General features: G+C 63.5%; 27 protein-coding genes. 17 read left to right on the top strand and 10 right to left on the bottom strand.

Annotation, left to right across the window (positions count from 1 at the left end; translation table 11 throughout):
• Nucleotides 1-36: 36 nt before the first annotated feature.
• From ACXZ1M_RS10465 to ACXZ1M_RS10450, 4 genes are read right to left on the bottom strand one after another with little or no spacing between them, the layout of a single operon-like run.
• Nucleotides 37-2085 carry a sodium:solute symporter family protein gene (locus tag ACXZ1M_RS10465; RefSeq protein ID WP_459053098.1) on the bottom strand — a complete coding sequence of 683 codons (2049 nt, stop codon included), beginning with the start codon at nt 2083-2085 and terminating at the stop codon, nt 37-39.
• Nucleotides 2082-2324: a DUF4212 domain-containing protein gene (locus ACXZ1M_RS10460; protein ID WP_459053097.1), complete on the bottom strand. Its 243-nt coding sequence runs from the start codon at nt 2322-2324 to the stop codon at nt 2082-2084. Before ACXZ1M_RS10460 ends, ACXZ1M_RS10465 begins: the two co-directional genes overlap by 4 nt.
• The gene (locus ACXZ1M_RS10455; protein WP_459053096.1) at nt 2317-3831 is read right to left on the bottom strand and encodes a sensor histidine kinase N-terminal domain-containing protein; all 1515 of its coding nucleotides are present in this window, start codon (nt 3829-3831) and stop codon (nt 2317-2319) included. The genes ACXZ1M_RS10460 and ACXZ1M_RS10455 overlap by 8 nt, the downstream gene beginning before the upstream one ends.
• Nucleotides 3828-4538, bottom strand: a complete 711-nt coding sequence (locus ACXZ1M_RS10450) for a response regulator (RefSeq protein ID WP_459053095.1) — start codon at nt 4536-4538, stop codon at nt 3828-3830. Before ACXZ1M_RS10450 ends, ACXZ1M_RS10455 begins: the two co-directional genes overlap by 4 nt.
• Before the next feature lie 152 nt (nt 4539-4690).
• Between ACXZ1M_RS10450 and recA the strand changes: the two genes are divergently transcribed.
• From recA to ACXZ1M_RS10415, 7 genes are all read left to right on the top strand, one after another.
• The gene (gene recA / locus ACXZ1M_RS10445; protein WP_459053094.1) at nt 4691-5791 is read left to right on the top strand and encodes a recombinase RecA; all 1101 of its coding nucleotides are present in this window, start codon (nt 4691-4693) and stop codon (nt 5789-5791) included.
• A gap of 93 nt (nt 5792-5884) precedes the next feature.
• A complete protein-coding gene (gene recX / locus ACXZ1M_RS10440; protein WP_459053093.1) occupies nt 5885-6337 on the top strand; it encodes a recombination regulator RecX in 453 nt (150 codons plus the stop codon).
• Nucleotides 6327-7943 carry a phosphoethanolamine transferase gene (locus ACXZ1M_RS10435; protein WP_459053092.1) on the top strand — a complete coding sequence of 539 codons (1617 nt, stop codon included), beginning with the start codon at nt 6327-6329 and terminating at the stop codon, nt 7941-7943. The genes recX and ACXZ1M_RS10435 overlap by 11 nt, the downstream gene beginning before the upstream one ends.
• A 471-nt stretch (nt 7944-8414) precedes the next feature.
• Complete coding sequence (gene sucC, locus ACXZ1M_RS10430; protein WP_459053091.1) at nt 8415-9581, top strand: ADP-forming succinate--CoA ligase subunit beta; 1167 nt, start codon at nt 8415-8417, stop codon at nt 9579-9581.
• Nucleotides 9582-9594: 13 nt separating this feature from the next.
• A complete protein-coding gene (sucD, locus tag ACXZ1M_RS10425) occupies nt 9595-10476 on the top strand; it encodes a succinate--CoA ligase subunit alpha (RefSeq protein ID WP_154379791.1) in 882 nt (293 codons plus the stop codon).
• Between the two features lie 72 nt (nt 10477-10548).
• Nucleotides 10549-11127, top strand: coding sequence for an FHA domain-containing protein (locus ACXZ1M_RS10420; RefSeq protein WP_459053090.1), 579 nt, complete (start codon nt 10549-10551; stop codon nt 11125-11127).
• Between the two features lie 172 nt (nt 11128-11299).
• Nucleotides 11300-11776 (top strand): pilin, encoded by a 477-nt coding sequence (locus tag ACXZ1M_RS10415; protein ID WP_459053089.1) that lies wholly within the window; start codon nt 11300-11302, stop codon nt 11774-11776.
• A gap of 81 nt (nt 11777-11857) precedes the next feature.
• Here the strand turns inward: ACXZ1M_RS10415 and ACXZ1M_RS10410 are convergent, their stop codons facing one another.
• Nucleotides 11858-12571, bottom strand: a complete 714-nt coding sequence (locus tag ACXZ1M_RS10410) for a flagellar brake protein (RefSeq protein ID WP_459053088.1) — start codon at nt 12569-12571, stop codon at nt 11858-11860.
• A 164-nt stretch (nt 12572-12735) separates the two neighbouring features.
• The gene (moaC, locus tag ACXZ1M_RS10405; protein ID WP_459053087.1) at nt 12736-13221 is read right to left on the bottom strand and encodes a cyclic pyranopterin monophosphate synthase MoaC; all 486 of its coding nucleotides are present in this window, start codon (nt 13219-13221) and stop codon (nt 12736-12738) included.
• Between the two features lie 103 nt (nt 13222-13324).
• On the opposite strand from moaC, the gene ACXZ1M_RS10400 reads away from it, so the two are divergent.
• Nucleotides 13325-15010, top strand: a complete 1686-nt coding sequence (locus ACXZ1M_RS10400) for a beta-barrel assembly-enhancing protease (protein ID WP_459053995.1) — start codon at nt 13325-13327, stop codon at nt 15008-15010.
• Here ACXZ1M_RS10400 and ACXZ1M_RS10395 read toward each other — a convergent pair.
• From ACXZ1M_RS10395 to ACXZ1M_RS10380, 4 genes are read right to left on the bottom strand one after another with little or no spacing between them, the layout of a single operon-like run.
• The gene (locus ACXZ1M_RS10395) at nt 14982-15569 is read right to left on the bottom strand and encodes a DUF2946 family protein (RefSeq protein WP_459053086.1); all 588 of its coding nucleotides are present in this window, start codon (nt 15567-15569) and stop codon (nt 14982-14984) included. The genes ACXZ1M_RS10400 and ACXZ1M_RS10395 overlap by 29 nt on opposite strands.
• Nucleotides 15562-16524 carry a YheT family hydrolase gene (locus ACXZ1M_RS10390; protein ID WP_459053085.1) on the bottom strand — a complete coding sequence of 321 codons (963 nt, stop codon included), beginning with the start codon at nt 16522-16524 and terminating at the stop codon, nt 15562-15564. The genes ACXZ1M_RS10395 and ACXZ1M_RS10390 overlap by 8 nt, the downstream gene beginning before the upstream one ends.
• Nucleotides 16525-16543: 19 nt before the next feature.
• Nucleotides 16544-16966 (bottom strand): YybH family protein, encoded by a 423-nt coding sequence (locus ACXZ1M_RS10385; RefSeq protein WP_459053084.1) that lies wholly within the window; start codon nt 16964-16966, stop codon nt 16544-16546.
• A gap of 16 nt (nt 16967-16982) precedes the next feature.
• On the bottom strand, nt 16983-17177 hold the full coding sequence (locus ACXZ1M_RS10380) for a zinc-finger domain-containing protein (RefSeq protein ID WP_459053083.1): 195 nt from the start codon (nt 17175-17177) through the stop codon (nt 16983-16985).
• 135 nt (nt 17178-17312) lie between these two features.
• On the opposite strand from ACXZ1M_RS10380, the gene ACXZ1M_RS10375 reads away from it, so the two are divergent.
• The 9 genes from ACXZ1M_RS10375 to ACXZ1M_RS10335 all read left to right on the top strand — a co-directional run bounded on the left by ACXZ1M_RS10375 (nt 17313) and on the right by ACXZ1M_RS10335 (nt 26298).
• Nucleotides 17313-18059, top strand: a complete 747-nt coding sequence (locus ACXZ1M_RS10375) for an AzlC family ABC transporter permease (protein ID WP_459053082.1) — start codon at nt 17313-17315, stop codon at nt 18057-18059.
• A complete protein-coding gene (locus ACXZ1M_RS10370; RefSeq protein WP_459053081.1) occupies nt 18052-18387 on the top strand; it encodes an AzlD domain-containing protein in 336 nt (111 codons plus the stop codon). Before ACXZ1M_RS10375 ends, ACXZ1M_RS10370 begins: the two co-directional genes overlap by 8 nt.
• 64 nt (nt 18388-18451) lie before the next feature.
• Entirely contained in the window at nt 18452-19669 is a 1218-nt protein-coding gene (locus tag ACXZ1M_RS10365; RefSeq protein WP_459053080.1) for a phosphoglycerate kinase, read from the top strand.
• 183 nt (nt 19670-19852) lie between these two features.
• On the top strand, nt 19853-21301 hold the full coding sequence (gene pyk / locus ACXZ1M_RS10360) for a pyruvate kinase (protein ID WP_459053079.1): 1449 nt from the start codon (nt 19853-19855) through the stop codon (nt 21299-21301).
• Nucleotides 21302-21431: 130 nt separating this feature from the next.
• Nucleotides 21432-22496, top strand: coding sequence for a class II fructose-bisphosphate aldolase (gene fba, locus ACXZ1M_RS10355; protein WP_152808802.1), 1065 nt, complete (start codon nt 21432-21434; stop codon nt 22494-22496).
• A 108-nt stretch (nt 22497-22604) separates the two neighbouring features.
• A complete protein-coding gene (locus tag ACXZ1M_RS10350) occupies nt 22605-23501 on the top strand; it encodes a phosphoribosylaminoimidazolesuccinocarboxamide synthase (RefSeq protein ID WP_459053078.1) in 897 nt (298 codons plus the stop codon).
• A gap of 3 nt (nt 23502-23504) precedes the next feature.
• Nucleotides 23505-24002: a 5-(carboxyamino)imidazole ribonucleotide mutase gene (purE, locus tag ACXZ1M_RS10345; protein ID WP_459053077.1), complete on the top strand. Its 498-nt coding sequence runs from the start codon at nt 23505-23507 to the stop codon at nt 24000-24002.
• A 17-nt stretch (nt 24003-24019) separates the two neighbouring features.
• Complete coding sequence (locus ACXZ1M_RS10340; protein WP_459053076.1) at nt 24020-25216, top strand: 5-(carboxyamino)imidazole ribonucleotide synthase; 1197 nt, start codon at nt 24020-24022, stop codon at nt 25214-25216.
• A complete protein-coding gene (locus ACXZ1M_RS10335; RefSeq protein WP_459053075.1) occupies nt 25213-26298 on the top strand; it encodes an L-threonylcarbamoyladenylate synthase in 1086 nt (361 codons plus the stop codon). The genes ACXZ1M_RS10340 and ACXZ1M_RS10335 overlap by 4 nt, the downstream gene beginning before the upstream one ends.
• The last annotated feature ends 64 nt before the right edge of the window (nt 26299-26362 follow it).

Below are 26362 nucleotides of genomic sequence, written 5' to 3'. Positions count from 1 at the left end.
TCAAATCCGCCACTCCACGCTTGTATATTAATGTTGTTACGGTGCGCGGAGGTAGTCGACCAGCGCCGCCGTCTGCGGCCCCGGTGCGCGCGTCATCAGGCTGACCGCGACGATGGTCAACAGGCCGGCCGGCACGCCGAAGATGCCGGCCGAGATCGGCGCGATGTGGAACCACTGGTTGGCCGCGCTGCCGCCCAGCACCGGGTTGGTGTGCAGCATGTAGTAGATGCAGACCAAAAAGCCGACCGTCATGCCGGCGATGGCGCCCTGGTGGTTGGCGCGCTTCCAGAACACGCCCAGCACCAGCGCCGGGAACAGCGTCGAGCCGGCCAGCGAGAAGGCCGCGCCCACCAGCGACAGGATGTCGCCCGGCTTGGTCGAGGCGGCGTAGGCGGCGATGAAGGCCACCGCCAGCAACAGCAGCTTGGAGATGGTGACGCGCTTTTGCGTCGAGGCGCCACGGTCGACCAGCTTGTAGTAGACGTCGTGCGACAGCGCGTTGGAGATGGCCAGCAGCAGGCCGTCGGCGGTCGACAGCGCGGCGGCCAGGCCGCCGGCCGCCACCAGGCCGGAGATGACGTAGGGCAGGCCGGCGATTTCCGGCGTGGCCAGCACCAGCACGTCGGCGTCGATGGCGATTTCGGCCAGCTGCACCACGCCGTCGCGGTTGATGTCGCTGATGCTGAACAGCGGGTTGAGCTTGTCGACGTTGGCCCAGTACGAGACCCAGTTGGGCAAATGCGCGTAGTCGATGCCGACCAGCGAGTTGTAGATGTCGTACTTGACCAGCACCGCCAGCGCCGGAATGGTCAGGTAGATCAGCAGGATGAAGAACAGCGTCCACAGCACCGAGACGCGGGTGTCGTGCACCGATGGCGTGGTGTAGGAGCGCATCAGGATGTGCGGCAGCGCGGCCGTGCCCAGCATCAGGCAGAACACCAGCGCCAGGAAGTTGTTGCGCTTGATGTCGGAGGTGGTCGGATCGCCGGGGTAGGGCGTGGCGTGCGGCGTGATCGGTTCGGCGCGCTGCAGGTTCTGCTCGCGCGCTTCGCGCCACAGGCGCTCGGCCTCGTCGGCGTTTTTCGGATAGGCCACCAGCTCGCGCTCGGCGTTGCGGATTTCGACCAGCGAGGCGTTGCGCGCCTTTACGCTGTCGAGCTTGCGCTGCAGGTCGATGCGCCCGGCTTCCCAGGATGCGGGCAGGGTCTTCAGGCGCGCCTCGTCGTTGGCGGCGCGCTGGCGGAAGATGGCGCGCACTTCGGCTTCCTTCGGATCTTCCTGCAGCACGTGCTCGCGCGCGCTCAGCTGCGGCAGCAGCTTGCCGTAGGCGACCTGCGGGATCGGGTTGCCGCTGTGCTTGGCCGACAGCCACATGGCCGGGATCAGGAAGGCCACCAGAATGATGATGTATTGCGCCACCTGGGTCCAGGTGATGGCGCGCATGCCGCCCAGGAAGGAGCACACCAGGATGCTGGCCAGGCCGAGGAAGATGCCGACCGAGAAATCCACGCCGGTGAAGCGCGAGGCGATCAGGCCGACCGCGTAAATCTGCGCCACCACGTAGGTGAAGGAGACCGAGATGGTGGCGACCACGGCCAGGATGCGCACGGTGCGGGCGCCTTGGCTGGCCTGCTCGCCGCCGCCGTAGCGCTCGGCCAGGAAGTCGGGAATGGTGTACTGGGCGAACTTGCGCAAATAGGGCGCGATCAGCAGCGCCACCAGGCAGTAGCCGCCGGTCCAGCCCATGATGTAGGCCAGGCCGTCGAAGCCGTGCAGGTAGAGTCCGCCCGCCAGGCTGATGAAGCTGGCGGCCGAGATCCAGTCGGCGGCGGTGGCCATGCCGTTGAACATGGCCGGCACGCGCCGCCCGGCCACGTAGTATTCCAGCACGTTGGAGGTGCGGCTGATGACGCCGATCAGCGCGTACAGCACGATGGTGGCCAGCATGAACAGGTAGCCGATCCAGACGCGCGGCATGCCTTCCTGCTCCAGCACGGCCAGCGAGATCAAAAAGCCGGCGAAACCGATGGTGAACAGGCTGTAGTAATAGCGCAGGCGCTGGAAAAAGGTGCGGGCGGGTTTCAAGCGGCGTCCTTGTCGAGCTTTCGCATGCGCCAGGCGTAGAAGGCCAGGATGGCCAGGTAGACCAGCGAGGCGCCTTGCGCCGCCAGGTAGAACGACAGCGGCCAGCCGAATACGCTCAGGCCGGCCAGTTCGCGCGCGAAGAAGGCGGCGCAAAAGGTGGTGAGCAGCCACAGCAGCAGGAGCAGCGCGCTCAGGCGGCGCGTCCGGCGCCAATGTCGCGCGCGTGCGGATTTATCCATAGTGCGGCGGCTCCAGGTCTGGTTCCGGCGCCGCCGGCGGCAGCGGGAAGCTGAGGCGGAACAGCGCGCCCGGCTGCTTGGGCTGGGCCGCGCGTGGATTGTTGAAGATGTCGACCACGGCGCCGTGCTGCTGGGCGATCTCGCGCACGATGGCCAGGCCCAGGCCGCTGCCCTCGGCGCTGTTGCCGAGGATGCGGTAGAAGCGCTCGAACACGCGCTCGCGCTCGGACGGGGCGATGCCGGGGCCGGTGTCCTCCACTTCCAGGCAGGCGTACTCGGGTTCCTGGCGCACGCGCACGGTGACGCTGCCGCCGGCCGGCGTGTAGCGCAGCGCGTTGTCGATCAGGTTGGACAGCAGCTCGCGCAGCATGGTCGGGTTGCCGGTGATCTGCAGCGCTTGCGGTGGTGCCTCGAAGCCGAGGTCGATGCGGTGGGCGAACGAGGCCTGCACCCAGTCTTGCACCACGGTGCGCGCCAGCTCGGCCAGGTCGAGCGGCTGCATGGCGCTGCCGGTCTGCGGCTGGTTCTCGGCGCGCGCCAGGGCCAGCAATTGATTCACGAGGCGCGTCGCCGCTTCCGAGCTCTTGGCCAGCTGTTCCAGCGAGCGGTGGATTTCGCCGCGGTCGGTCTGGCGCAGGGCCAGCTCGGACTGCATGCGCATGCCGGCCAGCGGCGTGCGCATCTGGTGCGCGGCGTCGGCGATGAAGCGCTTTTGCATGTCGATGGTCAGCGACAGGCGCGACAGCATTTCGTTGAGCGAGCGCACCAGCGGCGAGATTTCCTCCGGCACCTGGTTGGAGGCGATCGGGCTCAGGTCTTCCGAGCTGCGCGCTCGGATGCGTTCCTGCAGCTGCGCCAGCGGCGACAGTCCGCGCGCCAGGGCAAACCAAACCAAAGCAAGCACGATCGGCAGCACGATGAACTGCGGCAGGATCACGCCCTTGATGATGGCGTTGGCCAGTTGGGCGCGCTTTTCCAGCGTTTCGGCCACCTGCACCAGCGCCAGTTGCGGCGTGCTGCCGTCGTTGCGTTCCAGCTGCACATAGGCGAAGGCGATGCGCACCGAGGTGCCGTGCATGCTGTCGTTGCGGAAGCGCACGCCGCCCGAGCTGGTCTTGTCCTCGTCGTCGAGGATGGGCTGCGGCATGTCGCGGTCGCCGTCGATGTGCTCGCCGCGCGGGCCCTGGATCTGGAAGTAGACGTTGTCGATGTCGTCGGCGCGCAGGATGTCGCGCGCCGAGCCGGACAGGCTCTTGATGATCTTGCCGTCGACCGCGCGCACCTGCTGGGCCAGCACGGTGACGCTGTCCTCCAGCGCGTGGTCGAAGGGTTGGTTGGCGATGGACTTGGCGACCAGGTAGGTGATGGCGATGCTCATCGGCCACAGCAGCAGCAGCGGGGCCAGCATCCAGTCGAGGATTTCACCGAACAGCGAATGTTGGATATCTTCGTCCGCCTCGGCTGGCGGCGGTTGATATTCCAGTTCGGTGGCGTCCGGTGGCGTCACTTGTTGGCGTCCCCGGCCTCGGCGCTGGCGCGTGCCGCTTCGCTGAATTTTTCCAGGCAGTAGCCGAGCCCGCGCACGGTGGCGATGCGCACGCCGCCCACTTCGATCTTCTTGCGCAGGCGGTGCACATAGACTTCGATGGCGTTGTTGCTGACTTCCTCGCCCCATTCGCACAGGTGGTCGACCAGCTGTTCCTTCGAGACCAGGCGGCCGGTGCGGGCCAGCAGGATTTCCAGCAGGCCCAGTTCGCGGGCCGACAGGTCCAGCATCTGTTCGTTGATGTAGGCGCTGCGGCCGACCTGGTCGTAGCTCAGCGGGCCGTGCTTGATGACGGTGGCGCCGCCCCCGGCGCCGCGCCGCACCAGGGCGCGCACCCGCGCCTCCAGCTCGGACAGGGCGAAGGGCTTGGCCATGTAATCGTCGGCGCCCAGGTCGAGGCCGTTGACGCGTTGTTCGATGGAATCGGCGGCGGTGAGGATCAGCACCGGCAGCAGCGAGCCGCGCGAACGCAGGCGGCGCAGCACTTCCAGCCCGGACAGCTTGGGCAAGCCCAGGTCGAGGATCAGCAGGTCGAATTCCTGGGTCGAGAGGGCGGTGTCGGCTTCCTGGCCGTTGCTGACGCAATCGATGGCATAGCCGGATTGGCGCAATGAGCGGGTCAGGCCGTCGGCCAGCACGCCATCGTCTTCGGCAAGTAAAATACGCATGTAAAACGTCTCCGGCTGCACAAGCCCCTATTCTGGCGACTTTTTGTGTTTTCGCAAAGAATTCGAAGAAATACCAAATCCCGCTTGCATTAAGCACTGTTTTTTTATACAGTGCTACCTGTACTGAACAACCCACTGGCTGAAAGCACATTATGGACGATAAAAAAGGCGTAGTACCCGCATCTGAAAAAGCCAAGGCGCTGGCAGCGGCGCTGGCCCAGATCGAGAAGCAATTCGGTAAAGGCTCCGTCATGCGCATGGACGCCAGTGCTCCCATCGAAGAAGTGCAGGTCGTGTCGACCGGCTCGCTGGGCCTGGACGTGGCGCTGGGCGTCGGCGGCCTGCCGCGCGGCCGCGTGGTGGAAATCTACGGCCCTGAATCGTCGGGCAAAACCACGCTGACCCTGCAAACCATCGCGGAAATGCAGAAACTGGGCGGCACCTGCGCCTTTATCGACGCCGAGCACGCGCTGGACGTGGGCTATGCGCAGAAACTGGGCGTCAACCTGCACGAACTGCTGATCTCGCAGCCGGACACCGGCGAACAAGCGCTGGAAATCTGCGATGCGCTGGTGCGCTCCGGTTCCGTGGACATGGTGGTGGTCGACTCGGTCGCCGCACTGACGCCACGCGCCGAGATCGAAGGCGACATGGGCGATTCCCTGCCAGGCCTGCAAGCGCGTCTGATGTCGCAAGCGCTGCGCAAGCTGACCGGCTCGATCAACCGCACCAACACCCTGGTGATCTTCATCAACCAGATCCGCATGAAGATCGGTGTGATGTTCGGTTCGCCGGAAACCACCACCGGCGGTAACGCGCTGAAGTTCTACGCCTCCGTGCGCCTGGACATCCGCCGCACCGGCTCGATCAAGTCGGGCGACGAGGTGATCGGCAACGAAACCAAGGTCAAGGTCGTCAAGAACAAGATTGCGCCGCCGTTCAAGGAAGCGCACTTCGACATCCTGTACGGCGCCGGCACCTCGCGCGAAGGCGAGATCCTGGACCTGGGCGTGGAAGCGAAGATCGTCGAGAAGTCGGGCTCGTGGTACAGCTACAACGGCGAACGTGTCGGCCAGGGCAAGGACAACGCACGTATCTTCCTGCAAGAGCGTCCGGAACTGGCGTGGGAAATCGAAAACAAGGTGCGTGAATCGCTGGGCGTGCGCGCACTGCCGCCACTGTCGACCAGCACCGTCGTCAAGCTGAAGACGGTCGACAAGGCTGATAAGGCCGACAAGGCCGACGCCGCTTAAAGCACGTCATTCCCGCGCACGCGGGAATCCATGCTGAGCACGCGTTCCATGGGCTCCCGCGTTCGCGGGAGCGACGTAAGTTGCAGAGGACTTATGGCCGCTCCACAATTAAGTCTGAAAGCGCGGGCACTGCGCTTTCTCTCCATGCGCGAGCACAGCCGGCTGGAGCTTGGGCGCAAGTTGTCCAAATACGCGGAGGAGGGCGACGATATCGACGCCCTGCTCGACTTCCTGGAAAAGAACAACTGGCTGTCGCAGGAACGTTTTTCCGAATCGCTGATCCACCGCCGCGCCGCCCGCTACGGCAACAGCCGCATCGTGGCCGAGCTGCAAAGCCACGGCGTGCAGGGCGAGGCGCTGCAGGAACTCAAGTCCGGCCTGGCCGACACCGAAATCGAGCGCGCCAACGAAGTCTGGCAGCGCAAGTTCGGCACCGTCGCCACCGATCCGCAGGAACGCAACAAGCAAATGCGCTTCCTGCTCCAACGTGGCTTCTCCCAGCGCGCCGTGCTCAAGGCGCTCAAGGGCGCCGACTTTGACGACTAGCCGCCCGCGCGATCTGTTCAAGGCGCTGGCGCTGGCAGTCTGGCTGTGGCTGCCCACTCTCGCGGTATTCAACACCGATCATTTGCGCGGCGAAGGCTTTGTCCTGGCGCTGCTTTCTTTAGCACTGCTGTCTATCGCGCTGCTGGCCGCGCCCCTGGTGGCGATACCGAACCTGCGCCGCTACTTCCTGCTGTGTTCTCCGCTGGCCTTGCTGGTGCTTCCCTATGTTTATCTGACGCTGCTCTACGGCAGCGTGCCCGGCGACGCTTTGCTGGCGTCGGCCTTGCACACCAGTCCCGCGCTTAGCTGGCAAGTGGTGTCCGCATTCGGCTGGCGCCTTGCACTCGTTCCGCTCGCCTTGCTTATATATGTACTGCTGGCGCGCTCCATTCCGCGCGACTGGACCTTGACCGGGCCGGCGCGCAAGCGTCTGCTGGCGGCGTTGCTGCTGTACGTGATGCTGGCGCTGGTCGGCCGGCAAACACTGGCGCAGCAATGGCGCTGGCCGCCGCTGCTGGAACAGTCGACGTGCAATCTCGCGTTCCCCAGCGGACTGGCGATGTCGCTGCTGCGTCTGGCTCAGCAGGAGCAGGGCGGCGGCGAGTTCGCCAGCGTGCACGGCCGTGCAGCCAATGCCGGTGAATCCGTACTGGTGGTATTGGTGATCGGCGAAAGCCTGCGCGCCGATCACCTCGGCATCAACGGCTACGCGCGCAACACCACGCCACAACTGACGGCGCTCGGCGATGAGCTGCTGTCCTTCCCCGACGTGGCCGCCACCGCCAACTGGACTCATCAGGCCGTGCCCGGCATCGTCTCATGGCGGGCGGACGCCGGGGCCAACCGCGCCAGCCTGCCGCACACTTTCGCTGAAGCCGGCTTCCGCACGGCCTGGCTCTCCAACCAGGAGCCGATACCGTACAGCCGCAGCCTCGACGTGGTCGAGCACGCGACCAGCGCACAGGACACCCACCTGCGCACCGACGACAACCTGCTGCCGTTGTTCACCTCCTTCGTGCGCCAGGCCGGTCCGCGCCAGTTCGTGGTACTGCACATGATCGGCAGCCACATTCCCTACGAAGAGCGTTACACCGCCGCCTCGCGCATCTACACGCCAACGCTGCGCGACCTTGGCGTCGAGCAACCGCTGGCGCAGCACAAACAAGCCGCCATCAATTCCTACGACAACACGGTGATCGAGACCGACCGCTTCCTGGCCCGCGTGATCGCCGTGCTGCGCGCCGAGCGCCGCCCGGCCATCCTGCTGTTTACCTCCGACCACGGCGAAAATCTGTTCGACGACGAGCGCGGCCTGTTCATGCACGCGCAAACCGGCCCCACCCGCCACGACATCCACGTGCCCCTGCTGGCGTGGATGAACGAGGCCTACCGCGTCGCCCATCCCGCCGTCATGCAAGCGTTGCGCGCCAACCACCAAAAAAAAATCAGCCACGTCGATATATTTCCCTCACTGTTGGAGGCCGGCGGCGTGCAGTGGAACGGTCGCGATGCGCGCCGCAGTCTGATGTCATCCTCCTATGAAGAGCAGGCGCGCGAGGTGATGGTCAACCTGCAAACAAGCACGCCATACGAGGCCCTGCGCTAGCCATGGCGCGCATAAAGATATGCGATGAGTTGGCATTGGGCACATGCCAAGACGGTCTTGGGTGTGCTACACTTTGCAGGTTTTTGCAGCACCGCGGGTGCGGTGGTTGTCCGTAGAAGCTGCGGCAACGTGCGTTTTTAATAAGAGAAACGCGCCAGGCTGCTAACTAATTACATGCCGCGAGAGCGGTATCGATCTTATGTCTCTGTCAACTCCAGTCATCCGACGTGCGCTGCGGCCCACGCGCGCTATTGCCGTCCCAAGCAAGGATGGCTCGCGGGATATTGGCGGCACCCCTCTGCATCAAACACCGTTTCGACCCCAATTCCAAGTCCTGTGCCCCTTGAGCGGCGCAGCGGCCAAGTTTTACCCGCGCTGGGTGGACAAAGCAGCACCGGGTAGCGCGTAGCAATATTATCTGCTTAATCATTCAACCGATTTATACACATCAGCATCAGAAGGGAAGCCAGCATGAAAATCCATGAGTATCAGGGCAAAGAAATCCTCCGAAAATACGGAGTGACGGTACCGCGCGGCATTCCGTGCCTGTCCGTTGAAGAAGCAGTGAAAGCTGCTGAAACCTTGGGCGGCCCAGTCTGGGTTGTAAAAGCGCAAATCCACGCCGGTGGCCGTGGTAAAGGCGGCGGCGTGAAAGTTGCCAAGTCGCTGGAACAAGTCAAAGAATACGCAGACCAGATCCTGGGCATGCAGCTGATCACCCATCAGACCGGCCCAGAAGGCCAAAAAGTACGCCGCCTGCTGATCGAAGAAGGCGCGGACATCAAGCAAGAACTGTACGTATCGCTGGTTACCGACCGCGTGACCCAGCGCGTTGTGCTGATGGCCTCGTCTGAAGGCGGCATGGACATCGAAGAAGTTGCTGAGTCCCACCCAGAAAAAATCCACTCGATCGCTATCGATCCAGTCGTCGGCCTGACCGACGCTGAAGCCGCCGACATCGCCGCTAAAATCGGCGTACCGGAAGGCTCGATCGCCGACGCCGTCACCAACCTGCAAGGCCTGTACAAAGCCTACTGGGAAACCGACTCGTCGCTGGCCGAAATCAACCCACTGATCGTGACCGGTTCGGGCAAGATCATCGCCCTGGACGCGAAGTTCAACTTCGACGCCAACGCGTTGTTCCGTCAACCGGAAATCGTCGCTTACCGCGATCTGGACGAAGAAGATCCAGCTGAAGTCGAAGCATCGAAATTCGACCTGGCCTACATCTCGCTCGACGGCAACATCGGCTGCCTGGTGAACGGCGCCGGCCTGGCCATGGCCACCATGGACACCATCAAGCTGTTCGGCGGCGAGCCTGCCAACTTCCTGGACGTCGGCGGTGGCGCCACGGCTGAGAAAGTTACCGAAGCCTTCAAGATCATGTTGAAAAACCCAGGCCTGAAAGCCATCCTGGTCAACATCTTCGGCGGCATCATGCGTTGCGACGTGATCGCCGAAGGCGTGATCACCGCATCGAAAGCCGTTTCGCTGCAAGTACCGCTGGTCGTGCGCATGAAGGGCACCAACGAAGATCTGGGCAAGAAGATGCTGGCTGACTCCGGCCTGCCGATCATCGCCGCCGACACGATGGAAGATGCAGCGAAGAGCGTTGTTGCCGCCGCTGCTGGTAAATAATTAAGGAACCGATATGTCTATTCTGATCAACAAAGACACCAAAGTCATCACCCAGGGTATCACCGGCAAAACCGGTCAGTTCCACACCCGCATGTGCCGCGAATACGCGAACGGCAAAAACGCCTTCGTAGCAGGCGTGAACCCGAAGAAAGCCGGCGAAGATTTCGAAGGCATTCCAATTTTCGGTTCGGTGAAAGAAGCCGCATCGAACACCGGCGCTACCGTGTCGGTGATCTACGTGCCGCCAGCCGGCGCCGCTGCCGCGATCTGGGAAGCTGTTGAAGCCGAACTGGAACTGGCGATTTGCATCACCGAAGGCATTCCAGTCCGCGACATGATGGCCTTGAAGGACCGCATGGCCAAAGCCGGCTCGAAAACCCTGCTGCTGGGTCCTAACTGCCCAGGCCTGATCACCCCTGACGAAATCAAGATCGGCATCATGCCAGGTCACATCCACCGCAAGGGCCGTATCGGCGTGGTGTCGCGTTCGGGCACCCTGACCTATGAAGCAGTCGGTCAGCTGACCGCACTGGGCCTGGGCCAATCGTCGGCAGTTGGTATCGGCGGCGACCCGATCAACGGTCTGAAGCACATTGACGTGATGCGCATGTTCAACGAAGATCCTGAGACCGACGCGGTCATCATGATCGGCGAAATCGGCGGTCCGGACGAAGCCAATGCCGCACGTTGGGTCAAAGACAACATGAAGAAACCGGTGGTTGGCTTCATCGCCGGCGTAACCGCTCCTCCAGGCAAGCGCATGGGCCACGCCGGCGCGCTGATCTCGGGCGGCGCGGACACCGCACAAGCCAAGCTGGACATCATGGAAGAGTGCGGCATCAAAGCCACCAAAAACCCGTCGGAAATGGCGCGTCTGCTGAAAGCCATGCTGTAATTTAACAGCTGCTTGAATGTGGAATAATAAAGGGGAGCCTCGTGCTCCCCTTTATCTTTTGGAGACCGCCGATTGGCCAAGCTCATCATCTCGCGCAATGGACAGGTAGAGCAACAAATACAACTGAGCAAAGAGCGCATGACGCTCGGTCGCCACCCGCGCAATGACATCGTGCTATCGCACCCGGCCGTCAGCGGCGAACATGCGGCCATCGTCACCATCCTCGACGACTCTTTCCTGGAAGACCTGCACAGCACCAACGGCACCTTCGTCAACAGCCACCGCATCGGCAAGCATTTCCTGCAGCATCAGGACCTGATCAAAATGGCCAAGTTCCAGCTGGAGTTCGTGGCCGACGGCATCCGCCCGCTGGCCGCCGCGCAGCCGGTGCTGGCCGAGATCTCCATCCTGAACGGCAACAACGCCGGCAAGCACGTCGCCCTGACCAAGCCGCAGACGACGCTGGGGCGGGCCGGCGTGCAGGTGGTGGTCATCCACCGCCATCCAGAGTTCTACACCATCACCCATACCGAAGGCGAACTGGCGCCGCTGCTCAACGGCACGGCGCTGGACCCGCAGGCGGCCGAGCGTCTCAGCCACGGCGACGTGATCGACCTGGGCGGCACCCAGATGGCGTTCCGTATTGCCTGACAATAATTGTCAGTCGCGTCCCGGATGACAAATAGTGGCGGTCCCGACTGACAAAAAACGGCAGTTTCAGGCATGTTTTGCTGAAAATTTGGGCAAAAACAGGCTGGCACACCAATTGCACTATGGTAGGTGTACCACCCAACAACGTGTTTAACCCCGAAGGAGTCGCAAAATGAAATCCATGAAAATGATGAAGAAACAGGCACAGGCTGGTTTCACCCTGATCGAACTGATGATCGTAGTCGCGATTATCGGTATCCTGGCCGCTGTGGCGATTCCTGCATACAGTGACTACACCGCCAAGGCCAAAGCCGCCAACGCGATGTCGGCGGTTGACTCGCTGAAAACCGCCGTGGCGTTGTGCGCCCAGGAAGCCGGCGGCGACGCAACGGCTTGCGTCAACGGCGCCGGCGGCATCCCTGCGGCGACCGACTTCACCAAGACCAAAGAAGTGGCCAGCGCTTCCGTCGGAGCTGGCGGCGTGATTATCGCCACCCTGGAATCGGGCGTTGGCTCGGGCATGGACGGCAAGACCATCACCTACACCCCGAAAGTGGCAGCCGGCGCATCGGCCATCACCTGGACCATCACGACCACGGTCAGCAACACGGCCGCCGCTGCCGCCATCACCAAGAACAGCGTACCTTGATGTAGCGACTGCATAAGTCTGTATGAAAAAAGCCCGGCGGGTCACCCCGCCGGGCTTTTTTACGTCCTCAAGCTCTTGAACCTAGACGATCTTCTGGCGATCGGCGATCAGGGCTTCGTAGGTCAGGTTTTGCAGCATTGTGTAGTGGACCGGATCGAGGTCGACGAACTGCACGCCGTAGGTGAACACCTGCGGCTTGTCGCCGGTGGCCGGCGTGACCACGTTGATGTTGCGGATGGTCGCATTCGGATTGACGCGCACCTGGCGGTTGCCGGGCTGGGCGATCAGGTAGAAGGACAGGCCGACCTGGTCGTCGCCGGCGGTCAGTTGCTTGGGCGACTCGATCAAGGCGCCGGACACGCTCAGGTTGACCAGGAACACCGACGTGCTGGCGCCGGAGGCCGAGGTCACCTGCGCCGGGATGTCGACCTTGACGCGCATCGCCGTGCGCAGGCTGGTGCCCTGGATGGAAACCGGGAAACTCAGGTGGGCATAGAACAAGGGACGCGGGAACACGCGCTGCACCATGCAGGAGAACGAGCACACGTTCACGCCGGAGAACACGCGGATGGTCAGCTTGTCGCCTTCATTGAGGGCGATCGGCGCGTTGTTCTCAAACGGCACCTTGACGATCATGTACTCGTCCTTGACCCAGCCGATCAGGGTCGAGAAGTGCTGGATCGGCTTCATGGTCCGGTGCGTGATGAACTGAATTCTGCCGCCTACTTGCAGATTCATCTGCTCGAACTCGTACTCCTGAGTCTTGGCTTCGCTTGGCGGAGGATTGCTACTCATTCAACTCTTTCTCGATGTGCGCAAGGTGGCCCGGAAAACGAGACCGTCAAAAAAATTGTTCCTGCGACATTAATTATATACCCGCCAAGTTTGGGTAACAATCAGGCAATACAACAGATTGCGGATTGGTCATTCTGATGGTGGCGCGTCTTGTCCGACGGCGGTTAGCTCGTGACGCTCCAGTCGCCCGACTTGCCGCCGTGTTTTTCGGTGACGCGGATATTGGTCATGACCATGCCCCGGTCCACGGCTTTGCACATGTCGTACACGGTCAGCAGGCCGACCTGGACGGCGGTGAGGGCTTCCATTTCCACGCCGGTTTTGCCGTAGGTTTCTACCTGCGCCTTGCAGTGGATGCTGGAATTCTCGGCGTCGGTTTCGAAGTCCACCGCCACCCGTGTCAGGGCCAGCGGATGGCACAGCGGCACCAGGTCGCTGGTGCGCTTGGAGGCCATGATGGCGGCGATGCGGGCGATGCCCAGCACGTCGCCTTTCTTGGCCGTGCCGCCCATGATGATGGCCAGGGTTTCCGGCTTCATGCGGATCGAACCGCTGGCGAGCGCGATGCGGTGGGTTTCCGCTTTGGCGCCGACATCCACCATGTGGGCTTGTCCGGTGGCGTCGAAATGGGTCAGGTGGTCGGTGGTCATGGCGATGGCGGAAAATGATTCATAATGTGACGCTAAGCTTTAGCGCCCGAGTTGCGGGTATCATATCACCGTGAAAGCAAATCGCTCCTCCTACTCCGGCCGCATGCGCGCCGTCGCCGTCGCCCTGCTGCTCGCCATGCCGATGGCGATGGCGCAGAACGTGCTCGCGCCTGCCAAGATCCCCAACCTGCCAGCGCTGGGCGGTACCGAGAACCAGGATTTGTCTCCGCTGATGGAGCGCAAGATCGGCGAGGAAATCATGCGCGATATCCGCCGCGACCGCGATTACCTCGACGATGGCCCCATCCTCGAATACATGAATAGCTTCGGCAATGCGCTGGTGGAGGCCCGCCCCGGCGCGCGCGGTGAGGCCAATTACAATTACTTCTTCTTCGTGGTGCGCGATCCGCAGCTGAACGCGTTCGCGCTGCCGGGCGGCTTTATCGCCGTCCACTCCGGGCTGCTGCTGCAGGCGCAGACCGAGTCCGAGCTGGCCTCCGTGCTGGGCCACGAGATCGGCCACGTGGTGCAGCGTCACATCGCCCGCTCCATCGGCCAGCAGAAGCAGGATGCGTTGATCCCGCTGGCGGCCATGATCCTGGCCGCGCTGGCGTCGCGCCAAGGTGGCGATGCCGCCATCGGCGTGTTTCTCGGTGGCCAGGGCCTGGCGATCCAGCGGCAGCTGAACTTCGGCCGCGATGCCGAGCGCGAGGCCGACCGCATCGGTTTCCAGATCATGGGCGAGGCCGGTTTCGATACCTCCGGCATGGTGGCCTTCTTCCAGCAAATGCAGGCTTCCACGCGCAATTACAGCGACCTGGTTCCAGCCTGGCTGCTGACCCACCCGCTGCCTGCCGAGCGTATCGCCGACATCCAGGCGCGCATCCGCGAGCAGCCGTACAAGCAACGTTCCGACAGCCTGGACTTTTATCTGGTGCGTTCGCGCGCCCGTGTGCTGCAGGACCAGACGTCCAGCGGCTACAACGAGACCAAACTGTTCTTCCAGGGCCAGATTCTGCAGGATAGCTGGCAGCAAAAAGCCGCCGGCCAGTACGGCCTGGCGTTCCTCAGCATGAAGCAGGGCGATGCGGTCGCGGCCCGAAGCTGGCTGGATAAGGCGCAGGAGACCGTCAACCGCCCACCGCCGGCCGGCGTGTTCGGCGCGTCGCCGCGCAGCAAGGCCGAAGCGATCTTCGCCGCCACATCGATCGAGCTCAAGCTGGCGCAGACGGACAACAAGGCGGTGCTGGCGAAGGCTGTGCAAGAGGCGGACGCTGCGCGCCAGACCTTCCCGCTGTCGCGCGGCATCGCCCACCAGTATGGCGAGGCACTGCTGGCGGCCGAGAAACTGGACGAGGCCGCCGTTTATCTGCGCGAGCAGGTGCAGTTGTACCGTGAAGACATTGAGTGCTTCGACATCCTGGCGCGTGTGTACGCCAAGCAGGGCAAGCTGGCCTTGCAGCATCTCGCGCTGGCGGAGTCGTATGCTTTGCAGGGCGGCACGCTGTCGGCGCTCGATCAGCTGGGGCTGGCGCGCAAGTCGCCCGATGCCTCGTTCTACGACCACTCGCTGATCGATGCCCGCGAGCGCGAATGGCAGGCGCGTCGCCGCGAGGAGATGGGCGACAAGGGCAAGAAGGATTTGGCGGAGTCGCGCCCGGCCTTCAAGGCCGAGCTCAAGTCGCATAGCGAGACCGACAGCGACAACCGCCTCAATCCCTACACCAGCCCGCTGGATCGCCTGCGTAAGAGCACTGATCCTATGCAGCAGGGGCCGTCGGTACGCTGACGTAGCCGAAGTGCGCCGGCAGCTCGCCGGCGCCGATGCGCTGCACGGCCACGCCGTCGAGCGTCAGCTGGCCTTCCACGCGGCCTTCCATCCAGGCCAGCAAATTTTCATCTTCCACCGCTTGGTTGTTCATGCGCAGCTGCGGCAGCACGTGCGCGAAGTCGCGGTCGTCCAGTTGCGCCACCACGGCGCCGCTGCGCAATACCAGCGCGCCGGCGTCGGTCAGCCATGCCGCTTCCAGCGGTCCCAGCGGCGCGCCCGTGTGCAGCAGCCATCCGGCCGATGGATCGGTGCGCACGATGTAAGGCGTTGCCTCCAGTTCCACATACACGCGCTGCGGGCCGTTCTGGAAATACCAACAGCCGCGTTCATCCACCGCGTAGTTGCGCGTGATGAAGCCGACCAGCGCGGCGTTGGTCAGCTTGTCGCCCGGCAGGTTCAGGTGCTGGGCGCGCTCGTCGCGCATGCGCCAGTAGCCGCGCGCATCGAGCGCCAGCCAGCCGTAGCAGTGCGGCACGTTGGGCCACTTGGCCAAGGCCTGTTTAACGATGTCATCCATGTTGTTCGAGGAAGTGGATCAGGCGTTGCGGCAGCCAGTTGATGCTGCCCGGAATGCGGCCGACGGCAAAGCCGACATGGCCGCCTTGTTCAGGATAATCCAATACCACGCGCGGGGCCGCACGTTGCGGCAGGTGGCGGCCGGGCAGGAAGGGATCGTTCTTGGCGTTCAGCACCAGGGTGGGCACGGTGATGTCGGTCAGGACGTGCTTGGCGCTGGCGCGGTGCCAGTAGTCTTCCGTGTCGCGGTAGCCGTGCAGCGGCGCGGTGACGATGTTGTCGAAGGCATACAGGTCGCGCGCGGCGTGCAGGGCGTCCAGGTCGAACAGGCCGGGGAATTGCTGTAGTTTGGCTACGCATTTCGGCTTCAGCGTTTGCAGGAACATGCGCGTGTAGACCATGTTGAAGCCGCTCGACAGCGAGGCGCCGCCCTGCGCCAGGTCCAGCGGCGCGGAGACGGCGCAGGCCGCGTCCACGAACTCGGCCTGGTGTTGCGATTCACCCAGCCAGCGCAGCAGGGCGTTGCCGCCAAGCGAGACGCCGGTGGCGTAGAATTTGCCGCCGTTGTTGCCGCCATCCTTGCCGCGCTGCGCGTGCAGGCGGCGGATGATCCAGTCGATTTCGGTGGCGTCGCCCGAGTGGTAGAAGCGCGGCGCGCGGTTGGCCTCGCCCGAGCAGCCACGGAAATGCGGCACCGCGCCGGACCAGCCGCGCGCCTGCAGCGCGGCCATCAGCGCCCGCGCGTAGTGGCTGTTGGAGGAGCCTTCCAGTCCGTGGAACAGCACCACGAAGGGCTTGCCCGGCTGGCCGTCGACAAAGTCGATGTCGACGAAGTCGCCGTCCGGCGCCTCCCAGCGCTCGCGCCGGAATTTCACCGGCGGCTTGCTGATGGCCAGCGCCGGATAAATGGTTTGCAGGTGCCCGGTGGGCAGCCAGAATGGCGCGGTGTACTTCACGGCAGGCTTCGATACGTGGCTAGTGCAGGATCTGGGCGTTCGGATCGACCGGCGCCGGACCCGGTGCGATCGATACATGATGCAGGACGATGCGCCAGCCGCGTGGCGTTTTTGCGTACACATTGGTGGCTAGCAGGTGCGCCGGCTCGCCGCTGGCGGCGGTGCCGCCTTCGACCACCGTGTGGACCGAGCTCATCAAAGTGTGGGTTTCGTGCAGTTGCGACGGCTGGATGTGCAGGCCGCCGTGCTCCAGGATGGCGGTCCAGGAGGCGCGGATCGCCGCGTGCCCGATCAGGCGCGGACCGCCCGGATGCACGCAGACCACCTCGTCGTCCTCGGCCCATAGGGCCATCAGCGCCTCCAGGTCAGCGCGGTTGAGTGCGTCGTAGAAGGCCGCTTCGGTTTCGGCGGCGCTGCCGTTGTGCGCTTTCTTGGCTGGCATGGTGGGCGCGCGGTGCTTAGTGGTGGCCGACGACGGTGCCCGGCTTCAGGCGGTAGGCGGTGCCGCAGTACGGGCACTTGGCTTCGCCGTGGACGAATTCCAGGAACACGCGCGGATGCGAGGACCACAGCGGCATGGCTGGGTTAGGGCAGTGGGCCGGCAGGTCCTTGCCATCGAGTTCAACGGCGTTGGCGGTGTTTGGGGTGGTCATTGCGTGTGGCTCCAGATGGCTGAGAGAAAAGCACGATTTTAACGGATTCGCGCAGGGAGCAAAAATCGTCGGTAAAATAGCGCCTCAACAACCCCGGTCCAGCCCGCCATGTGGCAGGAATGCCACACCCATCCCATGACTGAATCGAGCAGTACAGCCGCCGCGCCCAATGTCGCGGCCCACCACGAACCCTCCTGGCGCGAAGGCCTGAAAACCGGCATGCCGTCGCTGTTCGGCATCGGCGCCTGGGGCCTGGTGGTCGGCATCGCCATGATCAAGTCCGGCATGAGCATACCGCAGGCGCTGGGCATGACGCTGGTGGTGTTTGCCGGCTCGGCCCAGTTGGCCGCTTTACCACTGATCGCCGCCGATGCGCCGATCTGGGTGATTTTCCTGACCGCGCTGGTGGTCAATCTGCGCTTTGTCATCTTCTCGGCGCTGCTGGCGCCCCATTTTTCCCACTTGCCGTGGCGCCAACGCCTGACGCTGGGCTACGTGGCCGGCGACATGACGGTGGCCCTGTTCCTGCAAAAATACCCGTCCGAGGCGCCGCAGGTCGGCAAGTTGTCGTATTTAAAAGGTCTGCTGTATCCGAACTGGGCTTCCTGGCAGATCGGCTCGATCGCCGGGATTTTCCTCGGCAGCGCCGTGCCGCCCGAGTGGGGCCTGAGCTTCGCCGGCACCTTGGCCATCATCTGCGTGATGATTCCGTTGATGGTCGGCCGTCCGGCCCTGTGCGGCGTGCTGGTGGCGGGCGCGGTGTCGGTGCTGGCGGCCGGGCTGCCTTACAAGCTGGGCCTGCTGCTGGCCGTGCTGGTCGGTATGCTGACCGCCATGGTCATTGAAGAAACCGCCGAAAAATGGAGAAGCAAACGTGGCTGATTGGGAAATATGGCTGGTCATCCTGGTGCTGGCGCTGGCCACCGCCGCCACCCGCAGCTCGTTCTGGCTGATCGGGCACCACATCACCATCCCCAAGCGGGTGCAGGAAATGCTGCGCTACGCTCCGGCCTGCGCCTTGGCCGCCATCGTGGCGCCCGACCTGATCCTGGCCGCCGACGGCCGCGCCGTGCTGGACGCCAGCAACCTGAAACTGGTGTCCGGCGTTGTCGCCACGATCTATTATTTGCTGCGACGCAATATGTTGGAGACCATCGTGTTCGGCATGGTTTTCTTTACGGCCTTGCGGCTGTTTGATGTAACTCAATAACAGGAAAATCACGTTCGGCTTGCGGTAAAATAGCGTTCTTTTTACAACTCGACCTTGGGTAGCCATGTCCGCTGTTCTGAACTTTATCCGTCTGCAAGACCTCATCGATCAAAACGCACTGCAAGGCAAACGCGTTTTCATCCGCGCCGATCTGAACGTGCCGCAGGATGATAACGGCAATATCACCGAAGATACGCGCATCCGCGCCTCCGTTCCAGCAATTAAGGCGGCCGCTGCCGCCGGCGCCAAGGTCATGGTCACGTCCCACCTGGGCCGTCCTACCGAAGGCGAATTCAAGCCGGAAGACAGCCTGGCGCCGGTCGCCGCGCGCCTGTCCGAGCTGCTGGGCCAGCCGGTCGAGCTGAAGCAGAACTGGGTCGACGGCGCCGGGCTGGAAGGCCTGCAGGCCGGCCAGGTGGTACTGCTGGAAAACGTCCGCGTGAACAAGGGCGAAAAGAAGAACAGCGATGAACTGGCGCAGAAAATGGCCGCTTTGTGCGACATCTACGTCAATGACGCTTTCGGCACCGCCCACCGCGCGGAAGCTTCCACGCACGGCATCGCCAAATTTGCACCAATCGCCGCCGCCGGTCCGCTGCTGGCCGCCGAGCTGGACGCGCTGGGCAAGGCGCTGGGTGCGCCGGCCCGTCCGCTGCTGGCCATCGTAGCCGGTTCGAAAGTTTCCTCCAAACTGTCGATCCTGAAGGCGCTGGCCGACAAGGTCGATAACCTGATCGTCGGCGGCGGCATCGCCAACACCTTCATGAAGGCCGTCGGCCTGAACATCGGCAAGTCGCTGGTGGAAAACGACCTGGTGGAAGAAGCCAAGGCCATCATCGACATCATGGCCAAGCGCGGCGCACAAGTGCCGATCCCGACCGACGTGGTGTGCGCGAAAGAGTTCTCGCCGACCGCCGTGGCCACCGTCAAGGACGTTAAGGACGTGGCGGACGACGACATGATCCTCGATATCGGCCCGCAAACCGCCGCCACCTTGGCCGCGCAGATCGCCGCCGCCGGCACCGTGGTGTGGAACGGTCCGGTCGGCGTGTTCGAGTTCGACCAGTTCGGCGAAGGCACCAAGACGCTGGCGCTGGCCATCGCCAATTCGAAGGCGTTCTCGATCGCCGGCGGTGGCGACACCCTGGCGGCGATCGCCAAGTACAACATCAGCGAGCAGGTCGGTTACATCTCGACCGGCGGCGGCGCTTTCCTGGAGTTCCTGGAAGGTAAAACCCTGCCTGCGGTCGAGATCCTGACCCAGCGCGCGGCAGCGAAGTAAAGCCTAGTAAATAGTACGGTCGTGCTTTGTAGCAAACTAACAGTAGAATCCAGGTAATGCCTGGTTAAGGCATCAAAAGTGTAGCAAAGCTACAGTTTTGATGTCTGTACCGCAATAAAGTGCAGCTTCCTGGTTTCCGCGCCGCGCGGAAACTGTTCGCATGACCTACCGCTAAGGAATACTATGTCTCGTAGCACCAAAATTGTCGCCACGATCGGCCCAGCTTCTACCGACTTCAACGTCCTGGTAAAAATGATACGCGGCGGCGTCGATGTCGTCCGCCTGAATTTCTCGCACGGCAAGGCGCAGGATCACATCGACCGTGCCCGCCTGGTGCGCGAGGCGGCGGCCGAGTGCGGCCGCGAAGTGGCGATCATGGCGGACATGCAGGGCCCGAAAATCCGCGTCGGCAAATTCGAGAATGGTAAGATCGAGCTGACCAAGGGCGACAAGTTCATCCTTGATTCGAAATGGGGCGAGAACGGCGAACTGGGTAACCAGGAACGCGTGGGCCTGGACTACAAGGCGCTGCCGCAGGACGTGCGTCCGGACGACCAGCTGCTGCTGAACGACGGCCTGATCGTGCTGGTGGTGGAAAAAGTGGTCGGCAGCGAGATTTACACCGTCGTGAAAATCGGCGGCGAACTGTCCAACAACAAGGGCATCAATCGTCTCGGTGGCGGCCTGACCGCGCCGGCGTTGACCGCCAAGGACATGGAAGACATCAAGACGGCAATGAGTTTCCAGTGCGATTACCTGGCGATCTCGTTCCCGAAAAGCGCAACCGATATGGAAATGGCGCGCCAGCTGGCCAACATCGCCGGCGAGCCGTTCGGTCACAAGCCGCTGATGATCGCCAAGATCGAGCGCGCCGAAGCGATCCCGCTGCTGCAGGAGATCCTCGACGCCTCCGACGGCATCATGGTCGCCCGTGGCGACTTGGCGGTGGAAGTGGGTAACGCCGCCGTGCCGGCACTGCAGAAGCGCATGATCCGCATGGCGCGCGAGTCGAACAAGCTGGCGATCACCGCGACCCAGATGATGGAGTCGATGATCTTCAACGCCGTGCCGACCCGCGCCGAAGTATCGGACGTGGCCAACGCCGTGCTGGACGGCACCGACGCCGTGATGACGTCGGCCGAGACCGCATCGGGCCGCTACCCGATCGAAACCGTTGAAATGATGGCCGCCATTTGTGTGGAAGCCGAGCAGTCCGAGTACAACAAGCTCGACGCCGACTTCCTGAATGCGACCTTCACCCGTATCGACCAGTCGATCGCCTACGCCGCGCTGTTCACCGCGCATCACCTGGAAGTGAAGGCGATCGTGGCGTTGACCGAGTCCGGCTCGACCGCACTCTGGATGAGCCGCCACAACATCGATACGCCGATTTACGCGCTGACCCCGAGCACCACCACCTTGCGCAAGGTGGCGCTGTACCGCAACGTCAAGGCCTACAATTTGCAGCAGGAAGGTGGCAGCGCCGCCGTGCTCAAGCAGGCCGAGGAGTTGCTGGTGCAGCACGGCGTCGTCAAGAAGGGCGACACCATCGTGGTCACCTGGGGCGAACCGATGGGCCAGGTCGGCGGCACCAATGCGCTGAAGATCGTGAAGGTCGGCGAATTTAGTTAATACCGGTCGCGTCGCTCCCGCGCAAGCGGGAGCCCATGCTGCGCCTCAATGGCAGCCGACGTATGGATTCCCGCGTGCGCGGGAATGACGGGCCGGTGACAGGTTTTTTTATTGTTATTGGAGTATTACCATGTCCCTCGTATCCATGCGTCAACTGCTGGACCATGCTGCTGAAAACGGCTATGGCATCCCTGCGTTCAACGTCAACAATCTGGAACAAGTGCAGGCCATCATGGCTGCCGCCGACGCGCTCAACTCGCCGGTGATCATGCAGGCTTCGGCCGGCGCCCGCAAATACGCCGGCGAAGCCTTCCTGCGCCACCTGATCGACGCCGCCGTCGAAGCCTACCCGCACATCCCGGTCGTCATGCACCAGGACCACGGCCAGTCGCCGGCCGTGTGCCAGGCCGCGATCCGCTCCGGCTTCACCTCGGTGATGATGGACGGCTCGCTGGAAGCCGACGGCAAATCGGTTGCTTCCTACGAGTACAACGTGGAAGTGTCGAAAGAAGTGGTCAAGTTCTCGCACGCCATCGGCGTGACGGTGGAAGCCGAACTGGGCGTGCTCGGTTCGCTGGAAACCATGAAGGGCGACAAGGAAGACGGCCACGGCGCCGACGGCACCATGACCCGCGAACAACTGCTGACCGACGTGGCCCAGGCCGCCGACTTCGTGCAGCGCACCCAGTGCGACGCCCTGGCCATCGCCATCGGCACCTCGCACGGCGCCTACAAGTTCACCCGCAAGCCGACCGGCGACATCCTGGCCATCGACCGCATCAAGGAAATCCATGCCCGCATCCCGAACACCCACCTGGTGATGCACGGTTCGTCGTCGGTGCCGCAGGAACTGCTGGCCATCATCCGCGAATTCGGCGGCGACATGAAGGAAACCTACGGCGTGCCGGTGGAAGAGATCCAGGAAGGCATCCGTCACGGCGTGCGCAAGATCAACATCGACACCGACATCCGTCTGGCGATGACCGCCGCCACCCGTAAATTCCTGTTCGAAAACCCATCGAAATTCGACCCGCGCGACTTCCTGAAGCCAGCGCGCGCCGCCGCCGAGCTGATCGTTCGCGCCCGTTTCCAGTCGTTCGGCTGCGAAGGCCAGGCGTCGAAAATCAAGGTAATTCCACTGGAGAAGATGGCCGAACGCTACAAAGCCGGCGAGCTGTCCCAGATTGTGAAGTAAAATTCTGTTTGGAACGGCTTGGTTCTTTTGGACTAAGCCGACACTTTCGACCGGCGATCGAGGATTCCTCCACCGCCGGTTTTCGCTTTTTCATTACACGTCCCTGCTATGAACAGCCTCTACCAGTCTTCCATCAAGTCCCTGCCACTCCTCGGTCACGGCAAAGTCCGCGACAACTACGCTGTCGGCGATGACAAAATCCTCATCGTCACCTCCGACCGCCTGTCGGCCTTCGACGTTGTCATGAATGAACCGATTCCCGGCAAAGGCAAGGTACTGAACCAGATGACCGACTTCTGGTTCGAGAAACTGGGCCACATCGTGCCGAACCACCTGACCGGCGTCGCGCCGGAGTCCGTGGTTGCCGCCGACGAAGTGGATCAGGTGCAGGGCCGCGCCGTGGTCGCCAAGCGCCTGAAGCCGATCATGGTGGAAGCCGTGGTGCGCGGCTACATCATCGGTTCCGGTTGGAAAGACTACCAGGCCACCGGCTCGATCTGCGGCATCAAGCTGCCGGAAGGCCTGCAGCAAGCTGAAAAGCTGCCACAGCCGATCTTCACGCCGGCCGCCAAGGCCGACCTGGGCGAGCACGACGAGAACATCAGCTTCGAAGACATGGAAACCCGCATCGGCGCCGAACTGGCCGCCAAAATGCGCGAAGTCGCCATCAAGCTGTACACTGAAGCGTCCGAATACGCTGCCTCGCGCGGCATCATCATCGCCGACACCAAGTTCGAATTCGGCCTGGACGACAACGGCGTCATGCACCTGATGGACGAAGTGCTGACCGCCGACTCCTCGCGCTTCTGGCCTGCCGATTCGTACGCCACCGGCATCTCGCCGCCGTCGTTCGACAAGCAATTCGTGCGCGACTACCTGGAAACCCTGACCGATTGGGGCAAGACCGCACCGGCGCCGGCGCTGCCGGCCGACGTCATCGACAAAACCCAGGCCAAGTACTTCGAAGCCATCGAACGCCTGACCGGCGAAAAGCTGAAGGTCTGAGCGATGAGCGATAACAAACCTTTGGTCGGCGTCATCATGGGCTCGTCCTCGGACTGGGACGTGATGCAGAACGCGGTTGCCATCCTCAAGCAGTTCGGCGTGCCGTTTGAAGCGCAAGTGATCTCGGCCCACCGCATGCCGGACGAAATGTACGCCTACGCCAAGAGCGCCCGCTCGCGCGGCCTGCGCGCCATCATCGCCGGCGCTGGCGGTGCGGCGCACTTGCCGGGCATGGTGGCCGCCATGACCATCGTGCCGGTGCTGGGCGTGCCTGTGCCGTCCAAATACCTGCGCGGCGAAGATTCCATGCTGTCCATCCTGCAAATGCCGAAAGGCGTGCCGGTCTCGACCTTCGCCATCGGCGAAGCCGGCGCCGCCAACGCAGCGCTGACCGCCGTCGCCATGATCGCCGCCAACGACGACGCTCTGGCCGACAAGCTGGAAGCCTTCCGCGTGACGCAAACCGAGGCCGCCAAGGCGATGACCCTGCCGCTTGATTGATTGATGAGTAATGCGTAATGAGTGATACGAAGTTAAAGCCCATCCTGCCCGCCGCCAATCCACCAGCTTGGCTGGGCGTGATGGGCGGCGGCCAGTTGGGCCGCATGTTTGCCCAAGCCGCGCAAGCCATGGGTTATCAGGTCGCCGTGCTGGAACCTGCCGACGCCTGTCCGGCCGGGCAGGTCGCGCAGCGTCTGGTCAACGCCGGCTACAGCGATGCCGCCGGCCTCGATGCCCTGGCCGCGCAATGCCTGGCCGTGACTACCGAATTTGAAAACGTCCCTGCGGACAGCCTGTCGCGCCTGGCGCAATCGGTGTTCGTCGCGCCGAACGCGCATGGCGTGTCGGTGGCGCAGGACCGCATTGCCGAGAAGCGTTTCTTTGTCGATTGCGCGCCCAAGTCGGGCGTGCTGCCGGCGCCGCACAAGGTGATCGCCTCGCAGGAAGATATCGACGCCATCGGCGACGACCTGCTGCCGGGCATCCTGAAAACCGTGCGCATGGGCTACGACGGCAAAGGCCAGGTGCGCGTGAAATCGCGCGCCGACGTCCAGGCCGCGTTTGAATCCATGGACAAGGTCACTTGCCTGCTGGAGAAAATGATGCCGCTGGCCTACGAGGTTTCCGTGCTGACCGCGCGCGGCCACGACGGTGAATCGGTGGTCTATCCGATCGCCGAAAACGTGCACCGCGACGGCATCCTGTTCACCACCACCGTGCCCGGTCCGAACGTGTCGGACGCCAGCGCGCTGAAGGCACAGCAGGCGGCGCAAGCCATCGTGGCCGAGCTCGGCTACGTGGGCGTGCTGTGCATCGAGTTCTTCGTGCTGACCGACGGTTCGCTGGTGGTCAACGAAATGGCGCCGCGTCCGCACAACAGCGGCCACTACACCATGGACGCCTGCGTCACCAGCCAGTTCGCGCAGCAAGTGCGCGCCATGGCGCGTCTGCCGCTGGGCGATGTGCGCCAGCATTCGGCGGCCGTGATGCTGAACATCCTGGGCGACGTCTGGTTCACCGACGACAGCGACGCCACGCGCGAACCGGCGTGGGATCAGGTGCTGGCGCTGCCAGGCGCCAACCTGCACCTGTACGGCAAGGACGATCCGCGCCGCGCCCGCAAGATGGGTCACCTGACCTTCATCGCGCCGACGCTGGCGCAAGCCCAGCAGCAGTTGACCGCCGCCTGCGTGATTCTCGGGATCGAGCCGTGAAGCAAGCCTCCGCAAGCGTTGCCAGCCAGGCGGTGATCGCCGAAGCGGCAGCCATCCTGGAGGAGGGCGGCCTGGTGGCGTTTCCGACCGAGACCGTCTACGGCCTCGGCGCGGATGCGGAAAACCCGGCGGCCGTGGCGCGCATCTACGAAGCCAAGGGCCGTCCGCACGACCACCCTGTGATCGTGCACATCGCCCCCGGCGCCGATCTCGATTACTGGGTCACCGATGTTCCGCAGGAAGCGCGCCTGCTGGCGCAAGCTTTCTGGCCCGGCCCGCTGACCCTGATTCTGAAACGCCACCCGCAGATTCCGGACGCGGTCTCGGCCGGCCAGGATTCGGTCGGCATCCGCTGCCCGTCGCATCCGGTCGCCATCGCCTTGCTGAGCGCCTTCAAGGGCGGCAAGGGCGGGGTGGCCGCGCCGTCGGCCAACAAGTTCGGCAACGTCAGCCCGACCACCGCCCAGCACGTGCGCGATGAGTTCGGCATGGACGAACACGACGACGGCGCCCTCAACGGCGACGACGCCTGCTCGTCCTCCGCGCTCAGCGTAGTGCTGGAAGGCGGCCCGAGCGAGGTCGGCATCGAATCGACCATCGTCGACATGTCGCGCCTGGCCACGCACGGCCCGGTGCTACTGCGTCCCGGCCACATCAGCGCGCAGCAGATCGCCGACGTGATCGGCATGCTGCCGGCCGCGCCGGACCAGGCTGCGCCGCGCGCCTCCGGCACGCTGGAATCGCACTACGCGCCGCGCACCCCGGTCACCATGCTGGCGGCCGACGCCTTTGCCGCCACGCTGGCCCAGCTGGGCGCCAAGGGCATCAAGGTGGCGCTGATCGGCCACGCCTTGCCGGCCGCATTGCTTGCCACGGCCCACGCCCGCCGCGAGCTGCCAGCCGACCCGGCCGGCTACGCCTACGGCCTGTACGCCGCCCTGCGCGACATGGACCAGACCGGCTCCGACCTGATCCTGGTCGAACCCCCTCCGCAAGAAGGTGATTGGCTGGGCGTCAACGATCGCCTGCGCCGTTCCGTGTTCGGTTCGACGGGCGTGATCGAGGCACTGCTGCAAAAATAGGCCCTGATTGTTGCCGTGCCGGGTGTCGCCCCGGCTTTCCTTACCTGCTAAGATGATTTGGTTG

It is taken from the genome of Duganella paludis, from assembly GCF_054461335.1.
The sequence above is the reverse complement of the archived record's forward strand: the minus strand, read 5'-3'. Positions and strand labels throughout refer to the sequence as shown.

Coding starts and splice junctions, on each gene's coding strand:
- ACXZ1M_RS10415 (WP_459053089.1), top strand. CDS start 11,300: ATGAAATCCATGAAAATGATGAAGAAACAGGCACAGGCTGGTTTCACC.
- sucC (WP_459053091.1), top strand. CDS start 8,415: ATGAAAATCCATGAGTATCAGGGCAAAGAAATCCTCCGAAAATACGGA.
- ACXZ1M_RS10450 (WP_459053095.1), bottom strand. CDS start 4,538: ATGCGTATTTTACTTGCCGAAGACGATGGCGTGCTGGCCGACGGCCTG.
- ACXZ1M_RS10385 (WP_459053084.1), bottom strand. CDS start 16,966: ATGCCAGCCAAGAAAGCGCACAACGGCAGCGCCGCCGAAACCGAAGCG.
- ACXZ1M_RS10350 (WP_459053078.1), top strand. CDS start 22,605: ATGAACAGCCTCTACCAGTCTTCCATCAAGTCCCTGCCACTCCTCGGT.
- ACXZ1M_RS10400 (WP_459053995.1), top strand. CDS start 13,325: ATGCGCGCCGTCGCCGTCGCCCTGCTGCTCGCCATGCCGATGGCGATG.
- recX (WP_459053093.1), top strand. CDS start 5,885: ATGGCCGCTCCACAATTAAGTCTGAAAGCGCGGGCACTGCGCTTTCTC.
- recA (WP_459053094.1), top strand. CDS start 4,691: ATGGACGATAAAAAAGGCGTAGTACCCGCATCTGAAAAAGCCAAGGCG.
- moaC (WP_459053087.1), bottom strand. CDS start 13,221: ATGACCACCGACCACCTGACCCATTTCGACGCCACCGGACAAGCCCAC.
- ACXZ1M_RS10340 (WP_459053076.1), top strand. CDS start 24,020: ATGAGTGATACGAAGTTAAAGCCCATCCTGCCCGCCGCCAATCCACCA.
- ACXZ1M_RS10375 (WP_459053082.1), top strand. CDS start 17,313: ATGACTGAATCGAGCAGTACAGCCGCCGCGCCCAATGTCGCGGCCCAC.
- ACXZ1M_RS10380 (WP_459053083.1), bottom strand. CDS start 17,177: ATGACCACCCCAAACACCGCCAACGCCGTTGAACTCGATGGCAAGGAC.
- purE (WP_459053077.1), top strand. CDS start 23,505: ATGAGCGATAACAAACCTTTGGTCGGCGTCATCATGGGCTCGTCCTCG.
- ACXZ1M_RS10365 (WP_459053080.1), top strand. CDS start 18,452: ATGTCCGCTGTTCTGAACTTTATCCGTCTGCAAGACCTCATCGATCAA.
- ACXZ1M_RS10460 (WP_459053097.1), bottom strand. CDS start 2,324: ATGGATAAATCCGCACGCGCGCGACATTGGCGCCGGACGCGCCGCCTG.
- sucD (WP_154379791.1), top strand. CDS start 9,595: ATGTCTATTCTGATCAACAAAGACACCAAAGTCATCACCCAGGGTATC.
- pyk (WP_459053079.1), top strand. CDS start 19,853: ATGTCTCGTAGCACCAAAATTGTCGCCACGATCGGCCCAGCTTCTACC.
- ACXZ1M_RS10410 (WP_459053088.1), bottom strand. CDS start 12,571: ATGAGTAGCAATCCTCCGCCAAGCGAAGCCAAGACTCAGGAGTACGAG.
- fba (WP_152808802.1), top strand. CDS start 21,432: ATGTCCCTCGTATCCATGCGTCAACTGCTGGACCATGCTGCTGAAAAC.
- ACXZ1M_RS10395 (WP_459053086.1), bottom strand. CDS start 15,569: ATGGATGACATCGTTAAACAGGCCTTGGCCAAGTGGCCCAACGTGCCG.